Here is a 22,445-nt window from a genome sequence, read left to right on the forward strand (position 1 = left end):
CATCTCTCTCATTATCGGCTCTATCGCTCTTCGTCATTCCTCACCCGAACCTTGAATCTTGCCTCTACCTCGTCCAAGATTCGCTCGACGATATGATCCACCGGCAGTGAGCCGTCAATGATAAGGTCTGAGTTCGGCTTCACTGCTGACAGCATTTCGGCGTAGGCCATTCTCCCGTCCTGGAGGTAGCCCGTAATATCCTCGCGTACTTCGTCAATGGATCCATCGGAGAAATCCCTTAAGATGCGTCGTGCCAAGGCAATATCGAGCGGCGTATCAATAAAAATGGACAAATCAATATACCCACGCAAGGCGCTGTTCAAATAAGCAAACGGGTAATCCAGAAAAACGAAAGAAGGCGGCGGTTGGCTCTGGAGCATGGATTGAAGATCTCGGGCAAGCGGCGCCAGCTTCCACTCTTCATAATTTGCCCCGTTCTCCACCCATTCGCAAATATCCTCCGGGCAGTCCTCGAACGTATAATCATCAAAATAAAGTGCAGCGGCATGAGGCAATTTTTCCATCAATCTTCGGGTTATCGTCGTTTTGCCTCCACCGGAGACCGCGGCAATGGCGATTACGGGCGGAATCGAATTCGTGTGCACAGCAGAATACCCTCCTGTCAAGTAGGTTGGCCAGAAGCCATTCTATACTATTCTCTCTCCTCCTCCCAATCCCTTGCCTTCCTTAGAAAAATAACAACTCCTGAACACATTTTCCCATAAGAGATGATCCGCTTGTCAACTTTCATCTTGACTTTCCCGCCAACTGGAAGGTGTATCATGTCGTTGCATCTATCCTTAACCAGCAAAGGGGCGCTGTATGACATGGATTACGAAATTTTTGACTTGGGCGATGTATTACTGCAATCGGGGGTGACGCTGCCCAATGCGTTTTTGGCATACAAGACCTATGGAACGCTTAATGCGGAGAAAAGCAATGCCATCCTGTTCCCTACCTCGTTCGGGGACCAGCATTATAATAATGAATGGCTTATCGGGAACGATATGGCGTTAGATCCAGAGTCCTATTTTATCATTATCCCTAATATGCTCGGCAACGGACTGTCTTCCTCCCCGAGCAACACACCCAGCCCATATGATCAAGCCCATTTTCCGAATGTGACGATATTCGATAATGTAGCGATGCAGCATCGGCTCCTCACCGAACGGTTCGGAATTGCCAAGCTTGCGCTCGTCACAGGATGGTCTATGGGAGCCATCCAGGCTTTTCAATGGGGGGCAAGCTATCCGGATATGGTAGAGCGGTTGGCGCCATTTGCCGGTACCGCCAAGACGTGGCCCCATAATGAAGTCTTCATTGAAGGGCTGAGAGCGGTAATTCAAGCGGATTGCGCATGGAACAGCGGAACATACGCCGCGCCGCCGGAGACCGGCCTGCGGACATTGGGCCGCGTATATGCAGGCTGGGGGTTTTCCCAACCGTTTTACCGAGAAGAATGCTACAGAACGATGGGCTACGATTCCCTGTCCGAATTCATAACCGGTTTCTGGGAAAAGAGCTTTATCGACGCTGACGCCAACGATTTATTAGCGATGCTATGGACATGGCAGCATGCCGATATTAGCAGGAACCCGCTGTATCACGGGAACTTGCCGCTTGCATTGCGCAGCATTCGAGCCCGTACGGTCGTTATGCCGGTTACGACCGACCTGTACTTTACTTCGGAAGACAGCAAGTATGAGACGAGCCATATCCCGAATGCCGTATTTCGCCCGATCGAATCGATATGGGGCCATCTGGCCGGCTATGGGCTGAACCCGGAGGATACGAAGTTCATCGATTCCACCTTGAAGGAGCTGTTAGCCGCAGGACGATAACAGCGGAGCCGTGATGCCATCAGCAGATGGCATCCACTTCCATAATCGGCATTTGCGTATCCGTCACATACATCCTGCCGTCTCCTTCCTGACGCGACGCATACACTTCCCTGCTCGGCAGCTCCGGGCTGATCCGGTAGCCATTCCGCTCGATCCAGGCCCCCAGGTCGATGCACACATTGGATTCCGTACCCGGGCGGCTCATATGAGTCACCGAGGCCGCTGTCATCCCGGGCAGCGTCATCGTTGTGAAGCGGTCCGTGTCCGGAAGGAGACGAGGAACCGGGCAGGCAACGGCCAATTCAACGCCGTTCTCCCCTTCCGCATAGCTATGCCATACTACGATATGGCGGCTGGCTGCCGGAAGCCCGTTCCATTGCAAATATTCATCGATTTCGGCGAGCAGGCCGGGAATCCGGACTCTGTTCGTGGCCTCTCTAATGGATACAACCATCGTAGGCTCCAGCTTCTTCACCAGCACTTCATGGCGGGGAAGCTTATCGCCCTCCTGTTCGAGCTGCTTCAGTCTTGCTTCAATCCGAAGCAGACGCTCCGTCTCCGATTGAATCAGGGACTCCACTTCTGCCTGCTTCAGGAGAAGCATACGGCGTATGTCCGCAGCCGACACCTCATCGTGGAGAATCTGCTTGATCTGCTCCAGCGTAAATCCAAGATCCTTCAACGCGAATATGCGCTGCAGACGAAGCAATTGCTCACTCGTATAGTAGCGGTAACCGCTCTGACTGTCCTTGCAGGCCGGCCGGAGCAGTCCGAGTTGATCGTAATACCGCAATGTTTTTGCCGGGACTTGACTTAATTTGGAAAACTCACTGATCTTAAACACCGACATCTTCCCTTCTGACAAGCATTGACAAGCCTATATTCCGAACTTACTATAAACCTTCCTCCTAAGGGGAAGGTCAACCCCCTGAACCGCAATCGGAGCGGGAGACCGAAATAAAGCGGGAAGGCCATCTCCCCGCCCATTCGGCACTGCTCCCGTTATTCTGCGGCGTAGGATGCCGCAGCGGCGGCAAGGTAATAAGCCAAGCCGGTCTGCTGCCCTTCGAGCATTCGGAGATGGAAATCATCCTGAAGGAAAAAACGGGTCTGCGCGGCAAATTCGGCCGCGGACACCGCATGCCCATGGCTGTTCAAAAAGTCGAGGTGAGTCCGGATAACGCGCTGCACTTCCTCGTCATCATGCTTCGTTCCGCCGCGCAGCGCTGCTGCCATGTCTTCCATAAATGCCGCCGCTTCCTGCGCCTGTTCATTCATCTGCGGAACATCGATCGTCCCGCTCTCCAAGATGTCGAAGCCATAGGCCGCCTGCACATGCTCCTGCTGCTCCCTCAGCGCTTCCTCCCATTCTTCCTCGCTGGCAAACCCTGTGAACATCTCTGAAGGACTTATCGGTTCACCGCCGGCCAGGCTGTCCTTAGAGGCTTGCAGCGTCTGAATGATGTTGTCGAGCCGGCGCTTGCGGGCAAGCAAGAGCTCCTCCTGCCGGATCAACATCGTCCATCGATCGGATTCCGCTTCGAGCAGCTCTTTAATCGCTTCCAGCGGGAAATCCAATTCTTTATAGAACAAAATATGCTGCAGCCGCTCCAGCTCCTCCGTCCCGTACAGCCGGTACCCCGCCTCGCTAATCTTCCGCGGCTCAAGGAGCCCGATCTTGTGATAATGATGCAGCGCCTTGATGGTGACATTCGTCAATGACGATACTTCCTTTACCGTGTATAGCATGATGTCCTCGCTCCTTTCTGAATTCAGGCTACAGGCTCCCCTTGGAGGAGAGTCAAGTCCCTTGCCGAAGCCGGATACGAATGATGCAAGCATCCCGCATTCCCTGGTTGACTCTTCCCTTGCAGGAGGACGTAAGATGAGTCCGAATTCAACCAAGGAGGGTATCATGCATGTCCGGTTCAGTGCCACATTCATTTTCGCTGCTTCGCCAACCGTTTGTACGCGCCGTCTTTATGTCCCAATTGTTCTCCCAATGCGGAATCTGGGTTCGCAATTTCGCCGTGCTGCTGTATGTCATGGACATCACCAGCGGCGATGCGTGGGCCGTCTCGATGATCTCCGTGGCGGAATACGCGCCTATTTTCGTATTTTCATTTCTTGGCGGCGTCTTCGCCGATCGGTGGCCCCCCAAGCGGACGACGATCTGGTGCGAGTGGTTAAGCGCCGGTTCCGTTTTTATCGTATTTCTCATGCTCGCTTCCGGTTCGTGGGAAGCGGTATTTGCCGCCGTGGCTTGCTCTTCTATTTTATCGCAATTTGCCCAACCATCCGGCATGAAGCTGTTCAAAATTCACGTCAACGATGCCGAAGCACCCCTGTGCATGTCCTTGTTGCAGCTCCTGTCTTCCGTCTTCATGATCATCGGTCCAATAATGGGAACATGGGTGTACCACCAAGCGGGAATTGAATTGGCCCTCTTCTTGACCGGCACGGCCTTCGGGCTGTCCGCTCTGGCGATGCTGCGCATTCCCCCTGATCCGCTCCCTGCGGACAAGGCCGCCCGCTCGGGCTCTGTGCTTCGCGAGATAGCCGACGGCATCCGCTACGTCGTCTCTGTCCCCATCCTGCGGTGGCTGAGCCTCTGCTTTATGCTGGTCGGCCTCGGGGTCGGGCTCATCTCGCCACTGTCGATTTTTCTCGTAACCGAGCGTCTGGGGCTGACTGCCCAGCATTTGCAGTGGATTACGATTCCTTACGGAGCAGGAGAAATCATTGGAGGCATCATCGCATTCCGTCTGGCGGCCCGCATATCGCCCAAGCGGTTCCTGATGATCGGACTGTTGGTCAATGGAGCCGGAATTGTAGTGTCCGGCCTCTCTGCCGAGCTGTGGCTGACGATGGCCGCGCAATGTCTCATCGCTCTTTGGCAGCCGGCAATCTTCATCGGCAATCATACGCTCGTGATGCAGCATACCGATCAGGCGTACATCGGCAGAGTGACCGGCATTCGCACTCCGCTCATGACGGGAGCGATGCTGCTCGCGATGAGCTTTGCCGGCATCCTCAAGGATGTCTTTTCCTTAGTCGTTATTTATGAACTGGCGGCACTCTGTTTTGTCGCGGGGTTCCTCGTTACGCTTCCAGCCTTCACTACCAACAAGAGCGCCCCGGCCGCTCCCGCCGGCTCCTAGCTCGGCAAAATAGCGGAACGGAAAAAGGGGCTGTCCCATAAGTCATTGAAAAATGAGGAGGGGCAAGACGGGCCAGCGGCGAATTGCGGAGGCGAGGACAGCGGTGAGAATTGACGAGTGTGGAGATGGCGGAAAAGAGGGAGGCAGCGAATCCTGCATATGTGCAGGCTGGTTGAAAACCCCTGTTTTTTCCGAAGGGGTAGAGATGTCCATTTTTCTGCTCAAAACTTGGCACTCAGAATTCTTTCTGCTGAAAGACGAGATCCGCTATATAAAAAATGAAGTGGATAAAATTCCCATAGACTTCTCAACGGCCTGATTTTACGGGATCCAAAAAGACCGCGTCGGATCCTGGGGGCATCATCGCCTTCAGGAAGCATCATTGCCTTCAGGATGCAACATCGGCTTCAGGATGCAACATTGCCTTTTGGAGGCAACATCGGCTTCAGGAAGCATCATTGCCTTCTGGAGGCATCGTTGCCTCCTGAGCTTGAACGTGTGAAGGGAATTGCTGCTATTTTACAGGAATTTCGGCTCAATGAGTCCACATCCCGAGGAATTGCTGCAAATCTACATCATTTTAGGCCCTTTTGCTTCAAGCCGAAGCAAAACGGGTGAAATTCCTGCAGTTTTGCAGGATTACCTTTCTGGTAAAGTCGTCCACATCGAATTGCTGTATTTGCACAGGATTTCGCTTACCGAATAGGCGTGTCTGGAGAAATCGTGCAGTTTTGCGGATTTCGCTTACCGAATAGGCGTGTCTAGGGAAACCGTGCAGTTTTGCGGATTTCGCCTAACGAATAGGCGTGTCTAGGGAAATGGTCCAGCTGCAGGAATTTCTTGAACAGAGAAAACTTCACAAGACAAAGCTGTAATTTCGCAGTTTTTGTGGCAAGTCGAGCTGTGAGAAGCAAGTGGGGTTGTCTCAGTGTAGCGAAAAACTACTCATGGGACAGCCCCTTCTTCATTCGGACCGCTGCCCCTTCGTCTGCTCAGGGGCAAGCTCTGCAAGCGGAAGCATGAACAGGAAGGTCGTTCCTTGCTGCGGAATGCTGTACACCTCGATCGGCGCCCGATGCTGATCGAGGATCGCTTTGACGATGGACAGACCGATGCCAGCGCCGTTCTTCCTCGTCCTGGCCTTGTCCGTCTTGTAAAATCGCTCCCATATGCGTGCGATGTCTTCCGACTCCATGCCGATGCCCTGATCGGAAATTCCGACAGCCGCATGCTTGGCGTCCGCCTTGGAGATCTTCACTGTTATCCGGCTTCCCGGCCGGGAATACTCAATGGCATTCTGCAGCAAATTCACCACGACTTGCTCGATCCGATCGGGGTCGGCAACCACCCACAGATCATGTTCGCAATCCGCTTGGTCGAACACCACTTCATGCTTGCTCAGCTGCGGATCCATTCGGGCCAGCACCTGGCGAACCTTCTCGGTCATATTGAAAGCAACCGGGACGATCTGGAACTGTCCCGCTTCGATTTTGGCGATATCCAGCAGATCATTCACGAGCCGGATAAGCCGTTTGTTCTGTTCCTGCACGATCCGGATATATTTCTCCATCCGCTCGGGCGGTATTGTGCCGTCCAGTATCGCTTCCAAATACCCGTTCATGGACGTTAACGGCGATCGCATATCATGGGACACATTGGCGACGAATTCTTTGCGCATCCGATCCAGGCTCCCCAGGTCTTGCGCCATCTGTTCGAGCGCCCGCGCCAACCGTCCGAGCTCGTCCCGGGAATGAACCGGAATCTCGATCTGGAACTGTCCCTTGGCGATGGCGCGCGAGGCGGCTTCCAGCTTCTTCACCCTTCGCGACAGATGGTTGGAGAGCATGAACGCGAACAATGCCCCGCACGAGAGCATAATGCCAATCCCGATCCAGAGCGGCTCGTTCCATATGCGGACATCCCGCTGGAACAGGTTGGAGGCCGTGAGCAGGACGAAGTCACCTTCACCGGGAACGCGCAGCGTCTGCCCGACGAGCACCGCCTTGCCCCGGCCGAATGTCTCCTCGCCGAAATAGCGGCCGTCCGCAATGCCGGCAAGAACCTCTTGAATGCGGGCTTCATCCAGACGATAGGGTCCCTTCTCGTCTTCTAGCTTGTAACGTACGTTCCCGGTCGCCTGATGAATGATGTACAAGGAGCGGACATGTCTCGGCACGGTCAGCTCCAATCCTGCCATCACCATCTCGTCATTCCAGCCGTTCTGCTTCGCCTCGGTCAGGAAGTGTCCGATCCGGTCCAGCTGCATGCGGTCATCCAGGCGCTGTCTTTTCATCAGATCGCCCTTGAAAAATAACCCGGTGATGAAGCCGAACAAGCCGTATGAGACCACCAGCATAATGAGGAGCAGCACGAAGATCTTGACGAACAAGCCGTTCGCATGCGGCCATCCGCTCCGCCTCATGACGCTGCCTCGAATTTGTAGCCGATGCCCCAGACCGTCACGATGCTCCAATAGGCGGATTCGCCCAGCTTCTCCCGCAGCCGCTTGATATGCACGTCCACCGTGCGGACATCGCCTTCATAATCGGCGCCCCAGACCTGCCGCAGCAGTTGTTCGCGCGTGAACACCTTGTTCGGATGCCCCGCCAATACTTGAAGGAGCTCCAGCTCCTTCGGGGCCAAGGCCACTTCCTGCTCGCGGACGGATACCTTCTGATCCTGCGGCGTGATGCACAGCTCCGGATACTGAATCGAAGCCTTGAACAGGGCCGGATTGGTGCGCCTCAATACCGCTTGCACGCGAGCGATAAGCTCCTTCGGATCGAAGGGCTTCACAATATAGTCGTCCGCTCCGCTGGAAAATCCCTTCAGCTTGTCATAGCTCTCCCCGTTCCCGGTGACCATAATGATCGGAATATCCCCTTCTGCGCGGATTTCTTTGCATACCTGCCAGCCGTCCAGCTCTGGAAGCATAATATCGAGCAGAACGAGATCAGGGGGCGTCGCATCCAGCAGCTCCAGAGCCGCCGCTCCATCCTCCGCAATCGAATGCGTATAGCCGTGCTTGTCCAAATAGAGGGCAATCAATTCCGAAATATACGCATCATCCTCAACGATTAAAATATGCGGTGACTTCTGCACTGCCATTCCTCCTCTGACTCTGCCTGTGCCTGAACGGCCGTTCTCCTATTAATCGTAACGCAGAGCGTCGACCGGTTTCAAATTCGCGGCTTTGTTCGCCGGGAACAGGCCGAACACGATCCCGATCGCGGCGGAGAAAGCGAACGACAGCCACATCATGTCAGGCGCGACCGCGAATGGAATGCCCATTGCCTTGCTGCCCGCATACGCGCCGCCCAGTCCGGCTGCGATGCCCAGCACGCCGCTGATGCTGCTGATCGTGACGGCTTCCAGCAGGAACTGCTGCATAATATCGCGCTTCTTCGCGCCGAGCGACTTGCGGATACCGATCTCGCGCGTCCGCTCCGTCACCGACACGAGCATAATATTCATGATGCCGATCCCGCCGACGAGCAGGGAGATCGAGGCGATTCCAGCCAGCAACAGCGTCATTGTCTGGGTTACACTTCCGAGCGCTTCGATCATATCCGCCTGGTTATACACATTGTAGCTGTTGTCGGACCCGCGGAATTTTTTAGATAACCGGGACTCCAGCTCCGCCATAATGGAATCGGCCTGTTCCGTGTCCGCGAACTTGACGTAGACCGTTCGAATCCCTTTCGACTGCAGCAGCCGCTCGCCTCTCGTTAACGGAACCCAGATCTTATTGTCATTGCTCCCGCCTATCGAGCTCCCCTTCGATGCCATGACGCCAACAATGCGGAAAGAGATTCCGTTCAGCGATAGCTGCTGCCCGAGCGGATTCCCTTGCGGGAACAAGGTCTCCGCCGCGTCCGCTCCGATGATAGCCACCCGCTGATAGAGCTCGATATCGATCGGGAGGATGAAGCGCCCGCTCTGCACGTGATAGTCGCGGACCGCTTCATATTCCGGTGTAATGCCTTCCACTTGCAGATTCGCGTTGTTCGTTCCCGCTTTCGCCTGGACGCTGCCGTTAATGAACGGAGAGACCGCCTCGACACCGTCAATATCCTCGAAGGCCAGCGCCTCCTCCAGCGTGAGCGACGATACCGCGCCTCTTCCCGTTATCGTGACCGAGATCAGATTGGACCCGAGACTCGCCACCTGGGATTGCACTTGCTTGGCCGAGCCTTCGCCCACCGAGACCATGATAATGACAGCGGACACGCCGATGACGATGCCCAGCATCGTCAGCAGCGTGCGCATCTTATTCGCTAATATGCTGCGCCAGGCCATCTTCCATGCTTGCATCCATGTCACGGGGCGAACCTCCTTACGACTTGAATGCGCCCATCCTGAATGCGCACGACGCTTCCCGCTTCCTCGGCCACATCCGGATCGTGGGTAATCAAGACGATCGTGTGGCCTTTGCGGTTCAGATCTTTCATAATGGCGAGCACCTCAAGTCCCGTCTTCGTATCCAATGCCCCGGTCGGCTCGTCCGCGAGGATGACCGGCGGCTCTCCGACCAACGCTCTCGCGATCGCGACCCGCTGCTGCTGACCTCCGGACAGCTGCCGCGGCAAAAAATCCAGCTTGCTCTCCAGCCCGACCTGCGTAAGCGCCTGCACCGCCAGCTCATGCCTTTTTTTGGCTGGCATGCCGCGGTAAATGAGCGGAAGCTCCACATTTTCCATCGCAGTAAGCGCAGGCAGCAAGTAAAAGCTCTGAAAAATGAAACCGATCTTCCGGTTGCGAATATCCGCCAGTTGATTGCCGGATAACTTGCTTACCTCTTGGCCGTCCAGCCAGTAGGTTCCGCTCGTAGGCGTATCGAGGCAGCCCATCATATTCATGAGCGTCGATTTGCCGGAGCCGGACGGGCCGATAATGGCCATCATCTCGCCCGCATAGACGGTCAGGCTAACCTCGTTCAGAGACAGCATCTCTTCGCCGCCCATCCGGTAAGCCTTGGACATGTTCTCGATATGTATTACCGCCTGCCTGCTCATCAGCCGCCTCCTCCAGGCATGCGGATGTTGCCGCCAGGGAATCCGGCGTTGCCCGGGGAGCTTCCGTTTCTTCCGCCGTTGCCGCCGAAGCCGCCCATTCCCCCGTACGAGGATTGCTGGCTGCTGTTCGCAGATGCGCGCACCGTAGGCAATACGACCATATCCCCTTCCTTCAGGCCGCTCACGATTTCAAAATAGGACTCATTATTGATCCCTGTCTCCACCTCGGTTAACTTGCCAGCTCCTGCACTCGGAACACCAGTCTGTCCCTGGCCGGCCCGAGCGGCGGCTTCTCCGTCAGGACGTGCCGCTTTATTGGCACTATCCGTTCCGCCGGCTTGATTCTGTCCCGTTCCCGACTCGCGCTGCCGTTCCGACCGGTCCTGCTGCGGCGCTTCCTCGCCTGCATCGTCGGCTTGATCCGACCAGACCGTGACGTACGACTTCCCGCTGCGCTGGGTAACCGCTTCGATCGGCACCAGCAGCACATCCGATTTGCTGTTCACGTCGATCTGGGCCTGGACCGACATCCCGCTTTTGACGCCTTGGCTTGACGATAATTGAATCGTGACATCGAATACGGATACCCCGCCGGAAGCCGTGCCTTCATCGGCAATCGCGCTTACTGTCCCTTCGATCGAAGTGTCCGCTAGCGCGTCGAACGTCAACGCCGCCTTTTGCTTCAGCTTGATGCTCGGTATATCCATTTCATCGACTTGAATCACGGCCTGAAGCTGGGAATAATCCACGATCGTGGCTATCGATCCGCTTTGGTTCAACTGCGAACCTTCGCTAATGTTCAGCGCCGTCAAGGTGCCGCTGATCGGAGCCTTGATCGCCTTTTCTTTGGCCTGATCGGCCCGCTTTTGTTCCAATTCCTTTTGCGCCAAGGCAAGATCCAGCTTCATGTTCTCAATTTCGACCGCGATGGACGGTCTCGCCGCCTCATCCGCTTCTTTATACTTCGTTTTCAGATTTTCGAACTCCAGCTCCTTCTTCTGCAGCTGAATCTCCTGCTTATCGATCTCGTTCGTCAGATCTTCTTTTTCGAACGTGGCCAGCACCGCTCCTTTGTCGACCCGGTCGCCGACGTCGTACAATATTTTATCAATCTTGCCCGTATCTCCCGACCTCACCTCTGCGGTATTGCGGGCCGATACCGTGCCCGAGCCGCTTACGGTCACCTCCAAATCTCCCTTCACCACTCTCGCCATTGATGGCAGAGCGGCGGTTTGTTCTGTCTTCGGCTGCTTGTACAACCAATAATATCCTGCCATACATAGCGTGATGACAACGACGGCTGTCAGCAGCAGCTTCCATTTGGATCGCATAATTCCCCTCTCCTATCTCCCTTCTCATGCGTGCGGCGCGCTTCTGCCGCGTTCCGTTCTTGCTGCAAGTCTCATTGCCGTATTAGTGTAGCAAAAAACTATGAACAACCTATGAACGCCAAAAAAGCCCCCCGATACCGGGAGGCCGCACAAGTGACATGTTCATAGACGAGAGGAAATAGGGTTATTTAAATAGGCTCTTGTTAGCTCGAATTATATTTTCAATCAATCCTTTTCCCGGAAAGTCTGCTGCCACAATGCCGGTATACTCCACATTGTGATTGGCTATATAATCGGTTGTCAACACATTCGTCCTTCAAATGCAATGGTGCATATCCCGATGAAGCAATCCGTTCTGGGGAAATCCGGATGGAATCTGACCAGCCGGGAATAGTCAGCCCCGTAGCAAGCCGGGGAGCCGATGTTCCCGGGCTGCTGTGCCCGCTAAGGATACGCAATATTACCCCCGCTTAAATAGTTGATGAATTTGGTTTGAGATCCTTTTTGATGGCTTTCATTGGCCTTTTGCAATTGTTTTTTTACATCCAGCCATTTTTGGTATAAATCCCAATTCGTTGAGACGTTATAATTATCCTGGATATCGAATTGATGCGCATAATCGATGCCGATATTCGAACCGGCAACATTGCGGAGGATAACGATTTTTCCTCCTATCTCTCCTAGTGCAGGGTTTGTTATCGTTCCGTTTTTGCTGTCCCAAAAAAAGCCAGGATAGCTATTGATATACCTCTGAAGCGTATCATTGAACACGCGGTCAGACACAGAACTGTGTTCTTGTTTAATGCGTATCAGAACCGTTTCGCTCGGATTCCGCTTCAAAAAGTCTGTAACCTCATTCAATACGTCCCCGAACATGGCATCCAAATAATTGCGGCGTTAAATCCTTCGTGTAAAGCCCCGCCACTCTATAAAAGGCAGGGCTTTTATTTTATATAGCTCCCATGATGATAGGTTCATTCCCCATAGCAAGATTCTCCTGACGATCACAATATCGGACTACATCAAATATAATAGCATCGCATCGTTATTCCGCGCGGCCTCGGCATAATAATCACGAACTTCCTTATAATAGTCAAAAATATAAGGCCATTCTTCCGAAGCGTGCCAATCCCATGAAGGATAAATCTCCAATTGGCTCATCGTTTCCGGATCGAACCGCTCTTTCAGCTCATGTGCGGTTATCTCGGCCATAGCAGACGCAACTTCCTTCACTTCTCCATTTGTCAGATATCGAATCGGTCCGCAGCCTGCGTCTTCCTCCAGTTCTGTGCCGCCCAAAATGACATTGAACAGCGGCAGCTCCCCTTCCCAATCGCTTCCATTTAACAGGTAATGAATCGCATGCCAGGCTTTGTCGATATCTAATGCATGCTGTTCCTGTTCTTCATCAAAAATGAAATCCGTTACACTAATGGCGCTTTCGATCATTCCCTCAAGCGTGTCCATCGAGATGCGGTGCAGCTTCCCGGTCATTCCCATTCGACATACCTCTTTTCACCGTTCGGTCTCCTCGTCACGGCATGTTCCCATGCTCTGCCGCAAAATCGCTTTGGCCCGCTTCAAGCGCGTTTTGACCGTGCTCTCGTTCGCATTGGTGGCGGCAGCAATCTCCGCATTCTTCATATGATGGATATACTTAAGAATGATCACCTTCTGATATTCCGGCTTCAACTTTTTGAGATAAGTATAGATCTCGTCGACAATGATCTTTAGCTCTACCTTTTGTTCAACCGACAACCGACTATCGAAGTCTTTGGCCAGCTCCATATCGAGAACCGTATCTTCGGAGGCGATATCATTCCAGCGGTTGCGCTTGCGCAAATAATCGAGCGAGGTTCTTGCCGCAATCGATTGCAGCCATGCGCCCAGCTTGCTGTCATCATGCAATGTATGTATTTGCGCAAAGGCTTTCATAAATGTTTCTTGGGTGATATCTTGAGCCAAATGGCTGTCTTTAATAATCATGTACGCCGTAGAATAGACGCGCTCATAGAACATTTCGAACATCGAACGTTGATTTTCTTGCATCAGTGCTTCCGAGGACATTACTGAGCCTCCCGCTATCAAATAATACAGAACGCAGATTTCAGTTCATTAATTATCTACCATTCATCAAAAATAACTTCATATCCCCTCCTCTGAATCCTATGAATCATACGATATGGAATTCGACAGCGGAATGTGTCCTTGTTATGAAATGGCATGGATGAATTTATCCTTTTTCCGCATACGCCGGGATGTAACATATCCAGATTTCACGAAAAGCGGGGCCACGATGAAATGAAAAAACACCGCTCCCCCAGAAGATTATAGCAGATATTGCACCGCTGGTCGCATCTCGTAAATATACGAAAAGTCCTTTCCTGGGAAAGGACTGTCGATTGTAAACTACTCTTTGCCAGCAAACAAAAGTTATTAACCCATTTTGCGTCTCATGAATCATCATTTTCTCAGCGAGATAGGATCGATTACAGCTTAATATCCTGTTGGCTTCCTTTGACGAACATATGTCTTGATATCAAAGGATGTATCCACATCATGGATTGTACATATTTTATTGAAAATAATAAGCAGTCACAAGGGGCTAAAGAGATTGAAAACCTTAAAATGTTGATAAAGACTAGTTCTTGGGAACTAACCTTTCAGTGAAAAAGAAATAAGAGAGGCTGCATCATTTCCGCAACCTCCCTCTCGTCACGCATTTGCCCAATGCTGGGGCCGGACATCCCCTCCCTACCGTCTTCTTCATAACTGACGAGACTTAACTTCCCGAAGCTGCTCTGCTCCCCGATTTAATGTGCACCACGTTTTTATCGGCATCCAATCCGGCTCTCACCTTCGTAACTTTATTTTGAATGAAGCAGTAATCTTGAAGTCTCTTGTCCCATTTAACTTCAAATCCTGTAATGTCGATATTGAATAATTCCTTGGCAAGCGGAGCGACCGCTTCTTTCGCCTCTTTTTCTGTAATTTCTTTGTTAGTCGTCACCTTTTTTCCCTGTACATTTTCCATGCTGGTTACTTCCCCTGTCTTGACTTCCACATAAATCATTACCATGTCATCCTGCAACAACCAGTTAGGTTCCAACGTAATATTCCCTTTATTCAGAACCGGACTATTCATAAGCGTAGCTTTCGTCACGTCAATTTGATGATCGAACGCCGTTTTCGCCGCTTCCGTTACTGTTTTTAACAATTTCGGATCAAGCTCTTTCTTGTCAAAATAGATCACTATCCCACTTACGTTCGTCGATGAATCATTTTTGGTCAGAGAGGCGGAGAAGTCTTTTCCTCTCAAAGCATAACTTACGCCATCTTTAAGTTTTTCCTCTTTATCATCATAAGACTGTGACATGCGAACTTCTTTATTAAATACGTATTTTTTCTTAGGATACAGCTCTTTCAGCGCTTTCTGGACTTTATCTTGATCCTCTTTGCTGATTTTGCCGATTGTCGTTTCGCTTTCTATGCTCATTATTAGCCCGAATTCACGCATAAAATGAACACTATATTTTCCATCTATGGATTTAACCTCTACTACGTCGTCCGCTGGATTTTCGGCAACATCCTTAAGCTTAATCTCTTTCCCCGCAAATTGACTTACCGCTTTATGCAGCTTGGCAGCCATCTTCTTGTCTATTTCAACCTTCTTCCCATCCGATTGCTGCTGTTCTTGCTGCTTCTCTTGTGCTGCCTCGGCGCCTGCAGGAATCGGGCCTGCCAATGTTGACAGCATGCTGGATAGGGTCAATGTTGCGATGATAGCTTTTTTTATATTCACATTAACTCCTCCTAAGTAATTACTTGAATATATGCCCACTCTCATCATTTTAGCGAAGGAATTGGAAAAAAACCACAAAACGTTCTATTAATTATAATCAAGAAATCGTTAATAACTTCAAGAAAATATTAAGAAAATCAGATGCGTTTCTTCACGTAATCCGAACCAGGTTAAATAAAATTGCCGCCCCCGAAGGAGCAGCTATGGAGAAAGGTTATCCCAATGCTGGTGCCAGACATCACTGCCCGGATAAGGATTGTTGCCTCTCAACGAGCATCTCGGCCACTTTTTCTACTTGGGCCTTGATGGCAATCGGATCGTACGGCCAGAAGTAATCTCCGTCCAAGTCGAATACCCGGTTATTTTTCACCGCATCCAATGAGTTCCAAAACGCTCCATTACGCTCAAATTGGCCGTCATGGCCCGAGTCGAGGAAAATGTAGTCTCCCGCATATTCCGGAACCTTTTCCAGCGAGATAGATTTGATATCCTCCCGGTGGTCTATCAGTTTTTGAACAGCCGGCGGCGGAGTCAGCTCCAAATGCTTATAGACCGCCTGTACCCCGCGCCAAATGCCGAAGGAATATACAAAGATCTCTTTGTTGAACCCGCCCATTACCGAGACGGTCTCGCCCTCTGCGACGATTCCTTTTATTTTGTTCTTCGCGGTCTGGACCGTCGCGTTGAAGTCTGCAATCCAGGCCTCGGCTTCCTTCTCCTTGCCGAGCATTTCTCCGAACGTTCTTATTTCGTCGCGAGTATCGTCGAAGGTATTGTAATGGACTGCGACGGTCGGCGCGATTTTGCTTAACTGTTCATAGATGGCCGGGTCATCCGATAAGGTGACAATCAGATCCGGCGCCAGCGACAATATTTTCTCCACGCTGCTGGCGTCAATCGTGCCGATGTCTTCGATACCAGAGGTGAGATGTCTGACATGCGGACTCTCGATATCCCACGATGGAGCCCCTACAGGCTTCACTCCTAATGCGAGAAATGTCGCCAAATACCCCTGGGCCACGATTCGTTGGGGGTTCGCCGGAATTTCAATCTCTCCCTTGGCCGTCTTCACGACACGGGTCTTGGCCGCTTCCGCCGGAGACCCGCTGCCGGCTTGCGAAGCTTGCGCTTCGGTTCCTCCGCTTCCTTCCTTCGCTCCTCCTTGGATGCCGCCGCATGCAGCCAGCAGCAGCACCATCGCGATCAAGGCCAGTCCGATAACACAGCCCTTCGCACTTTTCCATCCAACCATGCTTCTCTACCCCTTCGTGAAATAAATGGATATCGCCTAATCAATAATGATTCTCATTATTGATTAGGCTCGTTCATCGTATCAGTTTTGCCCGATGCCGTCTATTTCAAGAAGTTATCTCTTTCGCATGTCTAAATGTTCGCTGCCATGTTTCCCGTGAACCAATCCATCTGTAGCGCAAGCTGCCTTTCCAGCAGCAGGCCATCGGAGCACCAGCACTCCTCCAGATCAAGCGGGTATATCCGGTTGCGCCGGGCCGCCGGGAGGCTGCTCCAGATCGGACTCTCCCGCAGCAGCTGGTTCAAGTTCGACTCGCAATCCCCGCCCTCACAGAACACAACAAACATATGATCCGCAGCATAGTCCGGCAGCTGCGATTCCGTTATAAATTTGTGCTTCCCGGGAATGAGCACTTCCCGGAGCACTTTGTCGGGCGGCGGCAGCTCCAGCATGTCATACAAATTATACGCGCCCCGAACTGTCCGATTCCAGATTCCGATCCTATCCTCCCGAATTTCATACAGGGCCGCCGTCTCGCCCGGCTTCACATGCTTCTCGAGACGCCGCTTGGCCAAGCGCACTTTGTCCAGATAGCGGGTTATCCACTGCTCCGCTTCCCGCTCCATGCCCAGCAGCTTGCCCATGAACCGCGCCTCTTCCAGGCTATCCATCTCCCCCCAGTCCATGGCGACCACAGGTGCAATCGTCTCCAATCGCTTCAATTTGTCCGGAATATTGTAATAGTAGCTTGGGACAAGAATGAGATCGACGTCCAAGGCTTGCAATTGTTCCAGGCCATGCGGGTGGACTACCGCCGGAACATCGCTCAGTTCCCTCCGGAGCGGCCGCGAGTAGAGCAAAAGCTGCGCATCGGCAGCTACCGGCATGATGCCGAGCGCCAGAAGAAGGCCGGCAAATTGAAATGCCGCGATTCGCCTCGGCTTCGGCCGATTGCGGAATTCACCCGGTGCTATGCCGATCGCCTGCTTGAATTTGCGGCTCAGATACAATCCGCTGGCATAGCCGACCTTGGTGGCAATCTGCTGCAGAGTCATGTCCGAAGTGAGCAAGTGTTCCTTCGCTTTCTCGATCCGGATCCGATTCACATATTCGGAAAAGCCCCAACCCGTACTCCGGCGGAACAGGGTCGAGAAGTAACTGCGGTTGAAGCCGATCGTCTGAGCCACGGAGGAACAGGTGATCGGCCTGTCATAATGCTCGTGGATATACGCTAACGCCTCATAAATAGAAGCTTCCTTCGTCTCCTCCTGGCGGCTCCCGCTTCCGTCAAATGCGAGACGCAGAAGCCGTTCCAACAGAATCCTGCTGCGGCCGCTCTCCCCGGACGTCTCCGGCAATGGCAGCTCGGTCATCTCCCGCAGCAGCGGATAGACAAGATAAGGGAGATTGCCCGTTCTCCATCCGCTCTCCGGAAGACTCTCCCTGTCTCTCCAGTACAACAAGCTGTCGTCGCTTCGTTCAGCAAGGCGATAGCAATCGAATTCAACTTTGTAGACATGCGGCGTCTGCATCCCCTTATTCCCCTTATACCGCACCGTCACATCGTCTCCCGGCCTTAGATAGATCATAGTTCCATACGGAAGCGGACAGACTTGGCGGACATGCGCAACCTCTACGAGTTCGGAAGCGGCTAGCAGTGTCGGATAAGCTGCCGTCCACTGCATCGTCTCCTTGCCGGCTTCCCATTGAAGCAGCTGCGCTTCCTGCAGTATGTATATCAAAGTCTCCATGACCTTCCATCCCCCGCATCATTCCGTGTAGCAACTGTGGCCCCGCCTCATTGATACAAGAAATCCCCTGCCATTGATAATGATTATCATTATTATAAACAAAGAAAGCCCTGCAATTCAATGCAGAAGCTGTCAATCCACTGTTGGGTCACACGATTCCAATGAAGTGTGCAATTCAATGTCTCATCAAGTTCAGGCTTTAGCGCCGATTGCAAGGCGCTGCGCTTCATATTCGCTTCTCAGCATGGAGAACATGGCGATATCGACATATCTTCCCTTTTCGAACTCCTGTTGTCTCATCACGCCTTCTTTTTGAAAACCGAGCCGGAGCAATAACCGCTCAGATGCAATATTTTCCGGGTCAATCTTCGCTTCGATCCGATTCACGCCGATGTCGCGAAAGCCGAACGACAGGACACGCTGCGCTGCCTCCGTCATGACTCCGCGCCCCCAATATGGAGGTGCCAAATCATAGCCAAGCTCGGTTCGGCGATGCGCCTTTTCATATTGAAGAAAACCGCAAGTTCCGATCACTTTGGCGGATGATTTATCCTCAATGACCCAGCGCAGCCCGCTCTGTTCCGCAAATATTTCTTGATGCCAATTCCATTCCCGAATGACATCCTGAATCGATTGAAACGCCTCTAGCGGCGTATATCGAACCACTTCTTCAAGCGAGTAGAGATCGAATATATCGCTGCAATCCCTTTCCTCCATTGCCCGCAATAGCAGCCGTTCCGTCTCCAAGCGAGGAAATTCCTGAAATGTAAAAGCTGTATCCATTCCTGACTCTCCTTCTTGATTTGGGTAAAGTTTTTTACGCTCATAAATGTCTAATAACGATAAGTTCAGATAATGCCTATATTAACAGGAAGATTGTAATTTTGCATCCGATAATTTCGAATATGGTCAAAATATGGTCACGATCGGAGCATCCGGGGCTCATCTTTTCCCGAACGCGTCGTACACGGGTCGTCCGCATCTGAGGCAGGTGTACACTCCGCCGCTCCATCTTCCCTTTATGTTGGCCATGCAGCTGCAAAGGCCTGGATCTTTCGGCTTTATATCTCCCGGATCTGTCCTCCGTAATTCTCTATCCAGTCCTTCATTCCGATTACCTCGAACATATATCGGACTTAGCACACGCGAATATGCGTTCGCAATTCAAGCAGGAATTATATCCGGTTTCTGGCTGGTAATTCTCACACTATCTTTTTGGACAGCTTGAGTTCAGCACTATCCCCGCAACTTTAGCACAATCATTTAAAGCAATCTCTCATATTGTAATATAGAAAGGAGGTGGCTTGAATGAGACGTCGTAGACCAATCACCATTATTCTTAGACGAGGTCAAAAAGTATTGGTAGTGTGCAAAAGACATTGATGTTCCTATTGGAGACTCCTCCCCGTGTATACCCATAAGAAAAAAAGCCTCGGAGTAATCCGGGGCTTTTGCCGTATTATCATTAGATTATAGCCCATAAAGCCGCATATTAACTTGAAAATAAAAGGCTCTGTTACCGATAAGTGTTGATTTTTCATCAAATTCAAAAAGACCAGTCAATATCTACTGACTGGTCTAATATGGTAAATGAAGATTTAACGGAATAACACTTTTGTAAATATAATAATCATCCAAGTTTATCGCTAACTTTTTTCTTTACTGGCATCCAAATTTCGCTATATACATTTTCCGAGGTACCATTGTGCTTTGTAAAAGAAATTCCAGGTATATCTGCTACTTCATAATCTGAAGAAGGCAACCATTCAGAATAAATTTTTGCGGTAGTTTCTTGAAGCGTAGCAGGAAATGGTCCTTGATTAGGGAAAATTGCCCATAAACTTTCTTCAATAGAAATTTGCTCTAAATCATCGAATGGATTTTCTTGTGTAGTTGCAAAACCAATCATATGAGTTAAGCAGCCTTTTTCTTCCAAGAAACCATCATCAAAATCATAAGATACATTCAAGACTTGATGAGGATATAGATCAGCTAATTGATGCATTTCATTTCTTTGTTGTTCGGTAATTGACTGGGCTAGTTCTAAGATAGCATTATTTTCACCTTCGAATTGAATTGGCACTCTTTTCGATACACCTACTATATTAAACTTCTCTTTTTTTTCAATTTTGAATTCCATGGATATTCCTCCCCTTATATCTATAAAGAATGAAAATTTGGGAAATGATTTTTGAATTTTGTTTTTAGTTACTTCTGAAGGTAAAAAACCACTCCATCCACGAAAGGCTCTTGAAAATCCTTCTATAGATTGAAAGCCATATTTATAGGCAATATCTGTCACTTTTGCTCCGTTTATTAATTCAACATTCGCGACTGATAATCTCCTATTTTTGATATACTCATTCAATGACATTCCAGCCATATACGAAAACATTCTTTTAAAATGATAATCAGATAGTCCTACAATTCTTGATATATTTTTTCCAGAGATTTCTTCTGTTAAATGTGTTTCAATGTAATCCATTAAATTATTGAATTCTTGTAACATTCATTTCCCTCCTTTACAAATACATATTATCGTTAAAATTTATTACTCACTCGATATTTTTTATACGGAATTTATCGGAACTTTCCATTATTATTATTGTCACGTAAACAATCATTTCATAACATTCTTTATTAAAATCTTAGCTGATCAAGATAGTTTAGCTTTCCGTTCATTTACTCCATGAAATATGGATTTTGATTCAAATAATGCTAAGGGTAGTTTTTAACCACGCAAATACACGCTCCTTACCAAATTGGTCTAAGCGTTCAATATCAGTACGAATTTGTTCTATCGTAGCCATTGAAACCACCCCACAAAATTGAAGCATCTATACAATTATTACAGAACGTAAGTTCTCATTTTTCGAATATCAACACATATCACAAACAGAGCCAAATAAAAAAAGGAGCCCCACCAGCACAATGCCAGTGGAACCCCTTTTCACCAGTGCCTCCGGATTTGTAAAACATTAACACCATTCATTACGTGTCCTGCGGCTCAGTTCCGAGTTGCGCAACACTCTAGGATGTATTGATTACGCTCGTTAATACTCCACGACTTCCTTCTTCATATCTTCGATGCTCGCTATATGTTCCAGCTTCTCATAGGGAAGATGCAGCACCATCCACTTCACCGCTCCCCCGCTTCCCGCGCTCTCTTCCTTCGTTTCCTTGTCCCTGCCTCTGACGAATATCTCCACCTCCCAAGGCGCTGCCGCGATGTCCGGCACGACGGCATATAATTCCTGCCATAGCGCTTCGGAGATTGAATCTGTTCGAAGGTGCATTTCCAGCGTATATTCATACTTCGGCTCCAGAGGGATCGCCACACCATTGTCATCTGCGGCAGAACTGGTGCCACTGTCTATCGGCATCGTGAAGTAGGTGGTCGTTACCGCGATGGACTCAATGTCTTCCTGCGCATAGAGCTTCGGATACCGCTTGCGAAGCTCATCATCGATTCGTTGCTCCCAGTAGACCATACTATAGTTATCTATCAGCCTTTCTCCCCTGCCTTGGATCGCCTCATCATAAAAAGTCTGCTTGGTTACGTCAATGATCCGATTTTCGGTGTCATGTATGTTGAACACACTGGCCGTATATTCACGGAACTTGAAGTTGTAAGAGCTCCCGGCAACCGCGGCATCCATATTGTACTTGGCCTTCATATAGGTGACGGCTTCCCTCTTGACTTCCGCATGCTTCCACGGATATCCATTGAACTCGGTATATGTATAAAAGATGAACCATCCCGCCAAACTGATCATCATGATCGACAGCATGATCACCAGAATCTTCTTTTTCTTCATGAACCTCTTCTTCCTCCTCCACCGAAGTTCCTAATGCCCTTGGTTGCATCTCACGTTCTTCTATTGGCGAACCCTGACAGGCTGGCTGCACCGCGCGGAGCATCTTTATAGCGTCCTTCAAGTCCTTTACATTCTCGTTTTGATTCCTTTCATGATTGTCGCGAATCTGCTTTCCGTTTCTTTGATATCTCCTTCTCTCTAATCCTCGTGCTTCTCTTGATCCACACCAAGAAAACCTCAACTCACACTTTTCCCAGTATCTTGATGCGCCTTCTTCATCGTAGCGAATCCGGTATTTGATGTAAAGATGATTTTCCGCCTCCTCGTTGCGCTGCCAAGCCCATCCCAAGCCGCCACATGCGGCCCGAAAATTTTGGTGAAAACGGAAACATTCTGCCTCGACGGCAGAACCTACATCAAGAAACACTACTCCCAAACCTGCAAGTATGACAACGGCAAAACGGTAACCGAAAA

21 protein-coding genes are annotated in these 22,445 nt (G+C 50.6%); 4 read left to right on the forward strand and 17 right to left on the reverse strand.

Annotated features, from left to right (window positions below; all coding sequences use genetic code 11):
* Positions 1 to 20: 20 nt before the first annotated feature.
* Positions 21 to 605: a nucleoside/nucleotide kinase family protein gene (locus NNL35_RS18970; protein WP_006678306.1), complete on the reverse strand. Its 585-nt coding sequence runs from the start codon at positions 603 to 605 to the stop codon at positions 21 to 23.
* Positions 606 to 827: 222 nt separating this feature from the next.
* Between NNL35_RS18970 and NNL35_RS18975 the strand changes: the two genes are divergently transcribed.
* Positions 828 to 1,841 (forward strand): alpha/beta fold hydrolase, encoded by a 1,014-nt coding sequence (locus NNL35_RS18975; protein ID WP_040732576.1) that lies wholly within the window; start codon positions 828 to 830, stop codon positions 1,839 to 1,841.
* 19 nt (positions 1,842 to 1,860) lie between these two features.
* Here the strand turns inward: NNL35_RS18975 and NNL35_RS18980 are convergent, their stop codons facing one another.
* Positions 1,861 to 2,685, reverse strand: a complete 825-nt coding sequence (locus NNL35_RS18980) for a MerR family transcriptional regulator (RefSeq protein WP_254553657.1) — start codon at positions 2,683 to 2,685, stop codon at positions 1,861 to 1,863.
* A 158-nt stretch (positions 2,686 to 2,843) separates the two neighbouring features.
* The gene (locus NNL35_RS18985) at positions 2,844 to 3,590 is read right to left on the reverse strand and encodes a MerR family transcriptional regulator (protein ID WP_006678303.1); all 747 of its coding nucleotides are present in this window, start codon (positions 3,588 to 3,590) and stop codon (positions 2,844 to 2,846) included.
* A 170-nt stretch (positions 3,591 to 3,760) separates the two neighbouring features.
* On the opposite strand from NNL35_RS18985, the gene NNL35_RS18990 reads away from it, so the two are divergent.
* The 3 genes from NNL35_RS18990 (at position 3,761) to NNL35_RS19000 (ending at position 5,708) form a co-directional block, all read left to right on the forward strand.
* Positions 3,761 to 5,002 carry an MFS transporter gene (locus NNL35_RS18990; RefSeq protein WP_006678302.1) on the forward strand — a complete coding sequence of 414 codons (1,242 nt, stop codon included), beginning with the start codon at positions 3,761 to 3,763 and terminating at the stop codon, positions 5,000 to 5,002.
* Between the two features lie 103 nt (positions 5,003 to 5,105).
* The gene (locus NNL35_RS18995) at positions 5,106 to 5,321 is read left to right on the forward strand and encodes a PH domain-containing protein (protein WP_138985658.1); all 216 of its coding nucleotides are present in this window, start codon (positions 5,106 to 5,108) and stop codon (positions 5,319 to 5,321) included.
* Between the two features lie 219 nt (positions 5,322 to 5,540).
* Positions 5,541 to 5,708, forward strand: a complete 168-nt coding sequence (locus tag NNL35_RS19000) for a hypothetical protein (RefSeq protein ID WP_254553658.1) — start codon at positions 5,541 to 5,543, stop codon at positions 5,706 to 5,708.
* Between the two features lie 258 nt (positions 5,709 to 5,966).
* On the opposite strand, the gene NNL35_RS19005 is transcribed toward NNL35_RS19000, so the two are convergent.
* The 14 genes from NNL35_RS19005 to NNL35_RS19070 all read right to left on the reverse strand — a co-directional run bounded on the left by NNL35_RS19005 (position 5,967) and on the right by NNL35_RS19070 (position 21,971).
* Entirely contained in the window at positions 5,967 to 7,424 is a 1,458-nt protein-coding gene (locus tag NNL35_RS19005; RefSeq protein WP_254553659.1) for a sensor histidine kinase, read from the reverse strand.
* Positions 7,421 to 8,110, reverse strand: a complete 690-nt coding sequence (locus NNL35_RS19010) for a response regulator transcription factor (RefSeq protein WP_006677257.1) — start codon at positions 8,108 to 8,110, stop codon at positions 7,421 to 7,423. The genes NNL35_RS19005 and NNL35_RS19010 overlap by 4 nt, the downstream gene beginning before the upstream one ends.
* Before the next feature lie 42 nt (positions 8,111 to 8,152).
* Positions 8,153 to 9,325, reverse strand: a complete 1,173-nt coding sequence (locus tag NNL35_RS19015) for an ABC transporter permease (protein ID WP_254553660.1) — start codon at positions 9,323 to 9,325, stop codon at positions 8,153 to 8,155.
* A complete protein-coding gene (locus NNL35_RS19020) occupies positions 9,322 to 10,017 on the reverse strand; it encodes an ABC transporter ATP-binding protein (RefSeq protein WP_254553661.1) in 696 nt (231 codons plus the stop codon). Before NNL35_RS19020 ends, NNL35_RS19015 begins: the two co-directional genes overlap by 4 nt.
* Positions 10,017 to 11,348, reverse strand: a complete 1,332-nt coding sequence (locus NNL35_RS19025) for an efflux RND transporter periplasmic adaptor subunit (RefSeq protein ID WP_254553662.1) — start codon at positions 11,346 to 11,348, stop codon at positions 10,017 to 10,019. Before NNL35_RS19025 ends, NNL35_RS19020 begins: the two co-directional genes overlap by 1 nt.
* A gap of 444 nt (positions 11,349 to 11,792) precedes the next feature.
* Positions 11,793 to 12,188, reverse strand: a complete 396-nt coding sequence (locus tag NNL35_RS19030) for a PI-PLC domain-containing protein (RefSeq protein ID WP_254553663.1) — start codon at positions 12,186 to 12,188, stop codon at positions 11,793 to 11,795.
* Between the two features lie 177 nt (positions 12,189 to 12,365).
* Positions 12,366 to 12,848, reverse strand: coding sequence for a YfbM family protein (locus NNL35_RS19035; RefSeq protein WP_254553664.1), 483 nt, complete (start codon positions 12,846 to 12,848; stop codon positions 12,366 to 12,368).
* A gap of 15 nt (positions 12,849 to 12,863) precedes the next feature.
* Positions 12,864 to 13,415 carry an RNA polymerase sigma factor gene (locus NNL35_RS19040; protein WP_006677264.1) on the reverse strand — a complete coding sequence of 184 codons (552 nt, stop codon included), beginning with the start codon at positions 13,413 to 13,415 and terminating at the stop codon, positions 12,864 to 12,866.
* Between the two features lie 715 nt (positions 13,416 to 14,130).
* The gene (locus NNL35_RS19045) at positions 14,131 to 15,150 is read right to left on the reverse strand and encodes a hypothetical protein (RefSeq protein WP_254553665.1); all 1,020 of its coding nucleotides are present in this window, start codon (positions 15,148 to 15,150) and stop codon (positions 14,131 to 14,133) included.
* A 238-nt stretch (positions 15,151 to 15,388) separates the two neighbouring features.
* Complete coding sequence (locus NNL35_RS19050; protein WP_006677266.1) at positions 15,389 to 16,402, reverse strand: iron-hydroxamate ABC transporter substrate-binding protein; 1,014 nt, start codon at positions 16,400 to 16,402, stop codon at positions 15,389 to 15,391.
* A 131-nt stretch (positions 16,403 to 16,533) separates the two neighbouring features.
* Positions 16,534 to 18,153, reverse strand: a complete 1,620-nt coding sequence (locus NNL35_RS19055; protein WP_006677267.1) for an AraC family transcriptional regulator — start codon at positions 18,151 to 18,153, stop codon at positions 16,534 to 16,536.
* 192 nt (positions 18,154 to 18,345) lie between these two features.
* Positions 18,346 to 18,936: a GNAT family N-acetyltransferase gene (locus tag NNL35_RS19060; RefSeq protein WP_006677268.1), complete on the reverse strand. Its 591-nt coding sequence runs from the start codon at positions 18,934 to 18,936 to the stop codon at positions 18,346 to 18,348.
* An 847-nt stretch (positions 18,937 to 19,783) separates the two neighbouring features.
* Positions 19,784 to 20,662 carry an AraC family transcriptional regulator gene (locus NNL35_RS19065; protein WP_006677269.1) on the reverse strand — a complete coding sequence of 293 codons (879 nt, stop codon included), beginning with the start codon at positions 20,660 to 20,662 and terminating at the stop codon, positions 19,784 to 19,786.
* Positions 20,663 to 21,206: 544 nt separating this feature from the next.
* Complete coding sequence (locus NNL35_RS19070) at positions 21,207 to 21,971, reverse strand: YfjL-like protein (RefSeq protein WP_006677270.1); 765 nt, start codon at positions 21,969 to 21,971, stop codon at positions 21,207 to 21,209.
* Positions 21,972 to 22,445: the final 474 nt, after the last annotated feature.

It is taken from the genome of Paenibacillus dendritiformis, assembly GCF_945605565.1.
Classification (GTDB): Bacteria; Bacillota; Bacilli; order Paenibacillales; family Paenibacillaceae; genus Paenibacillus_B; species Paenibacillus_B dendritiformis_A.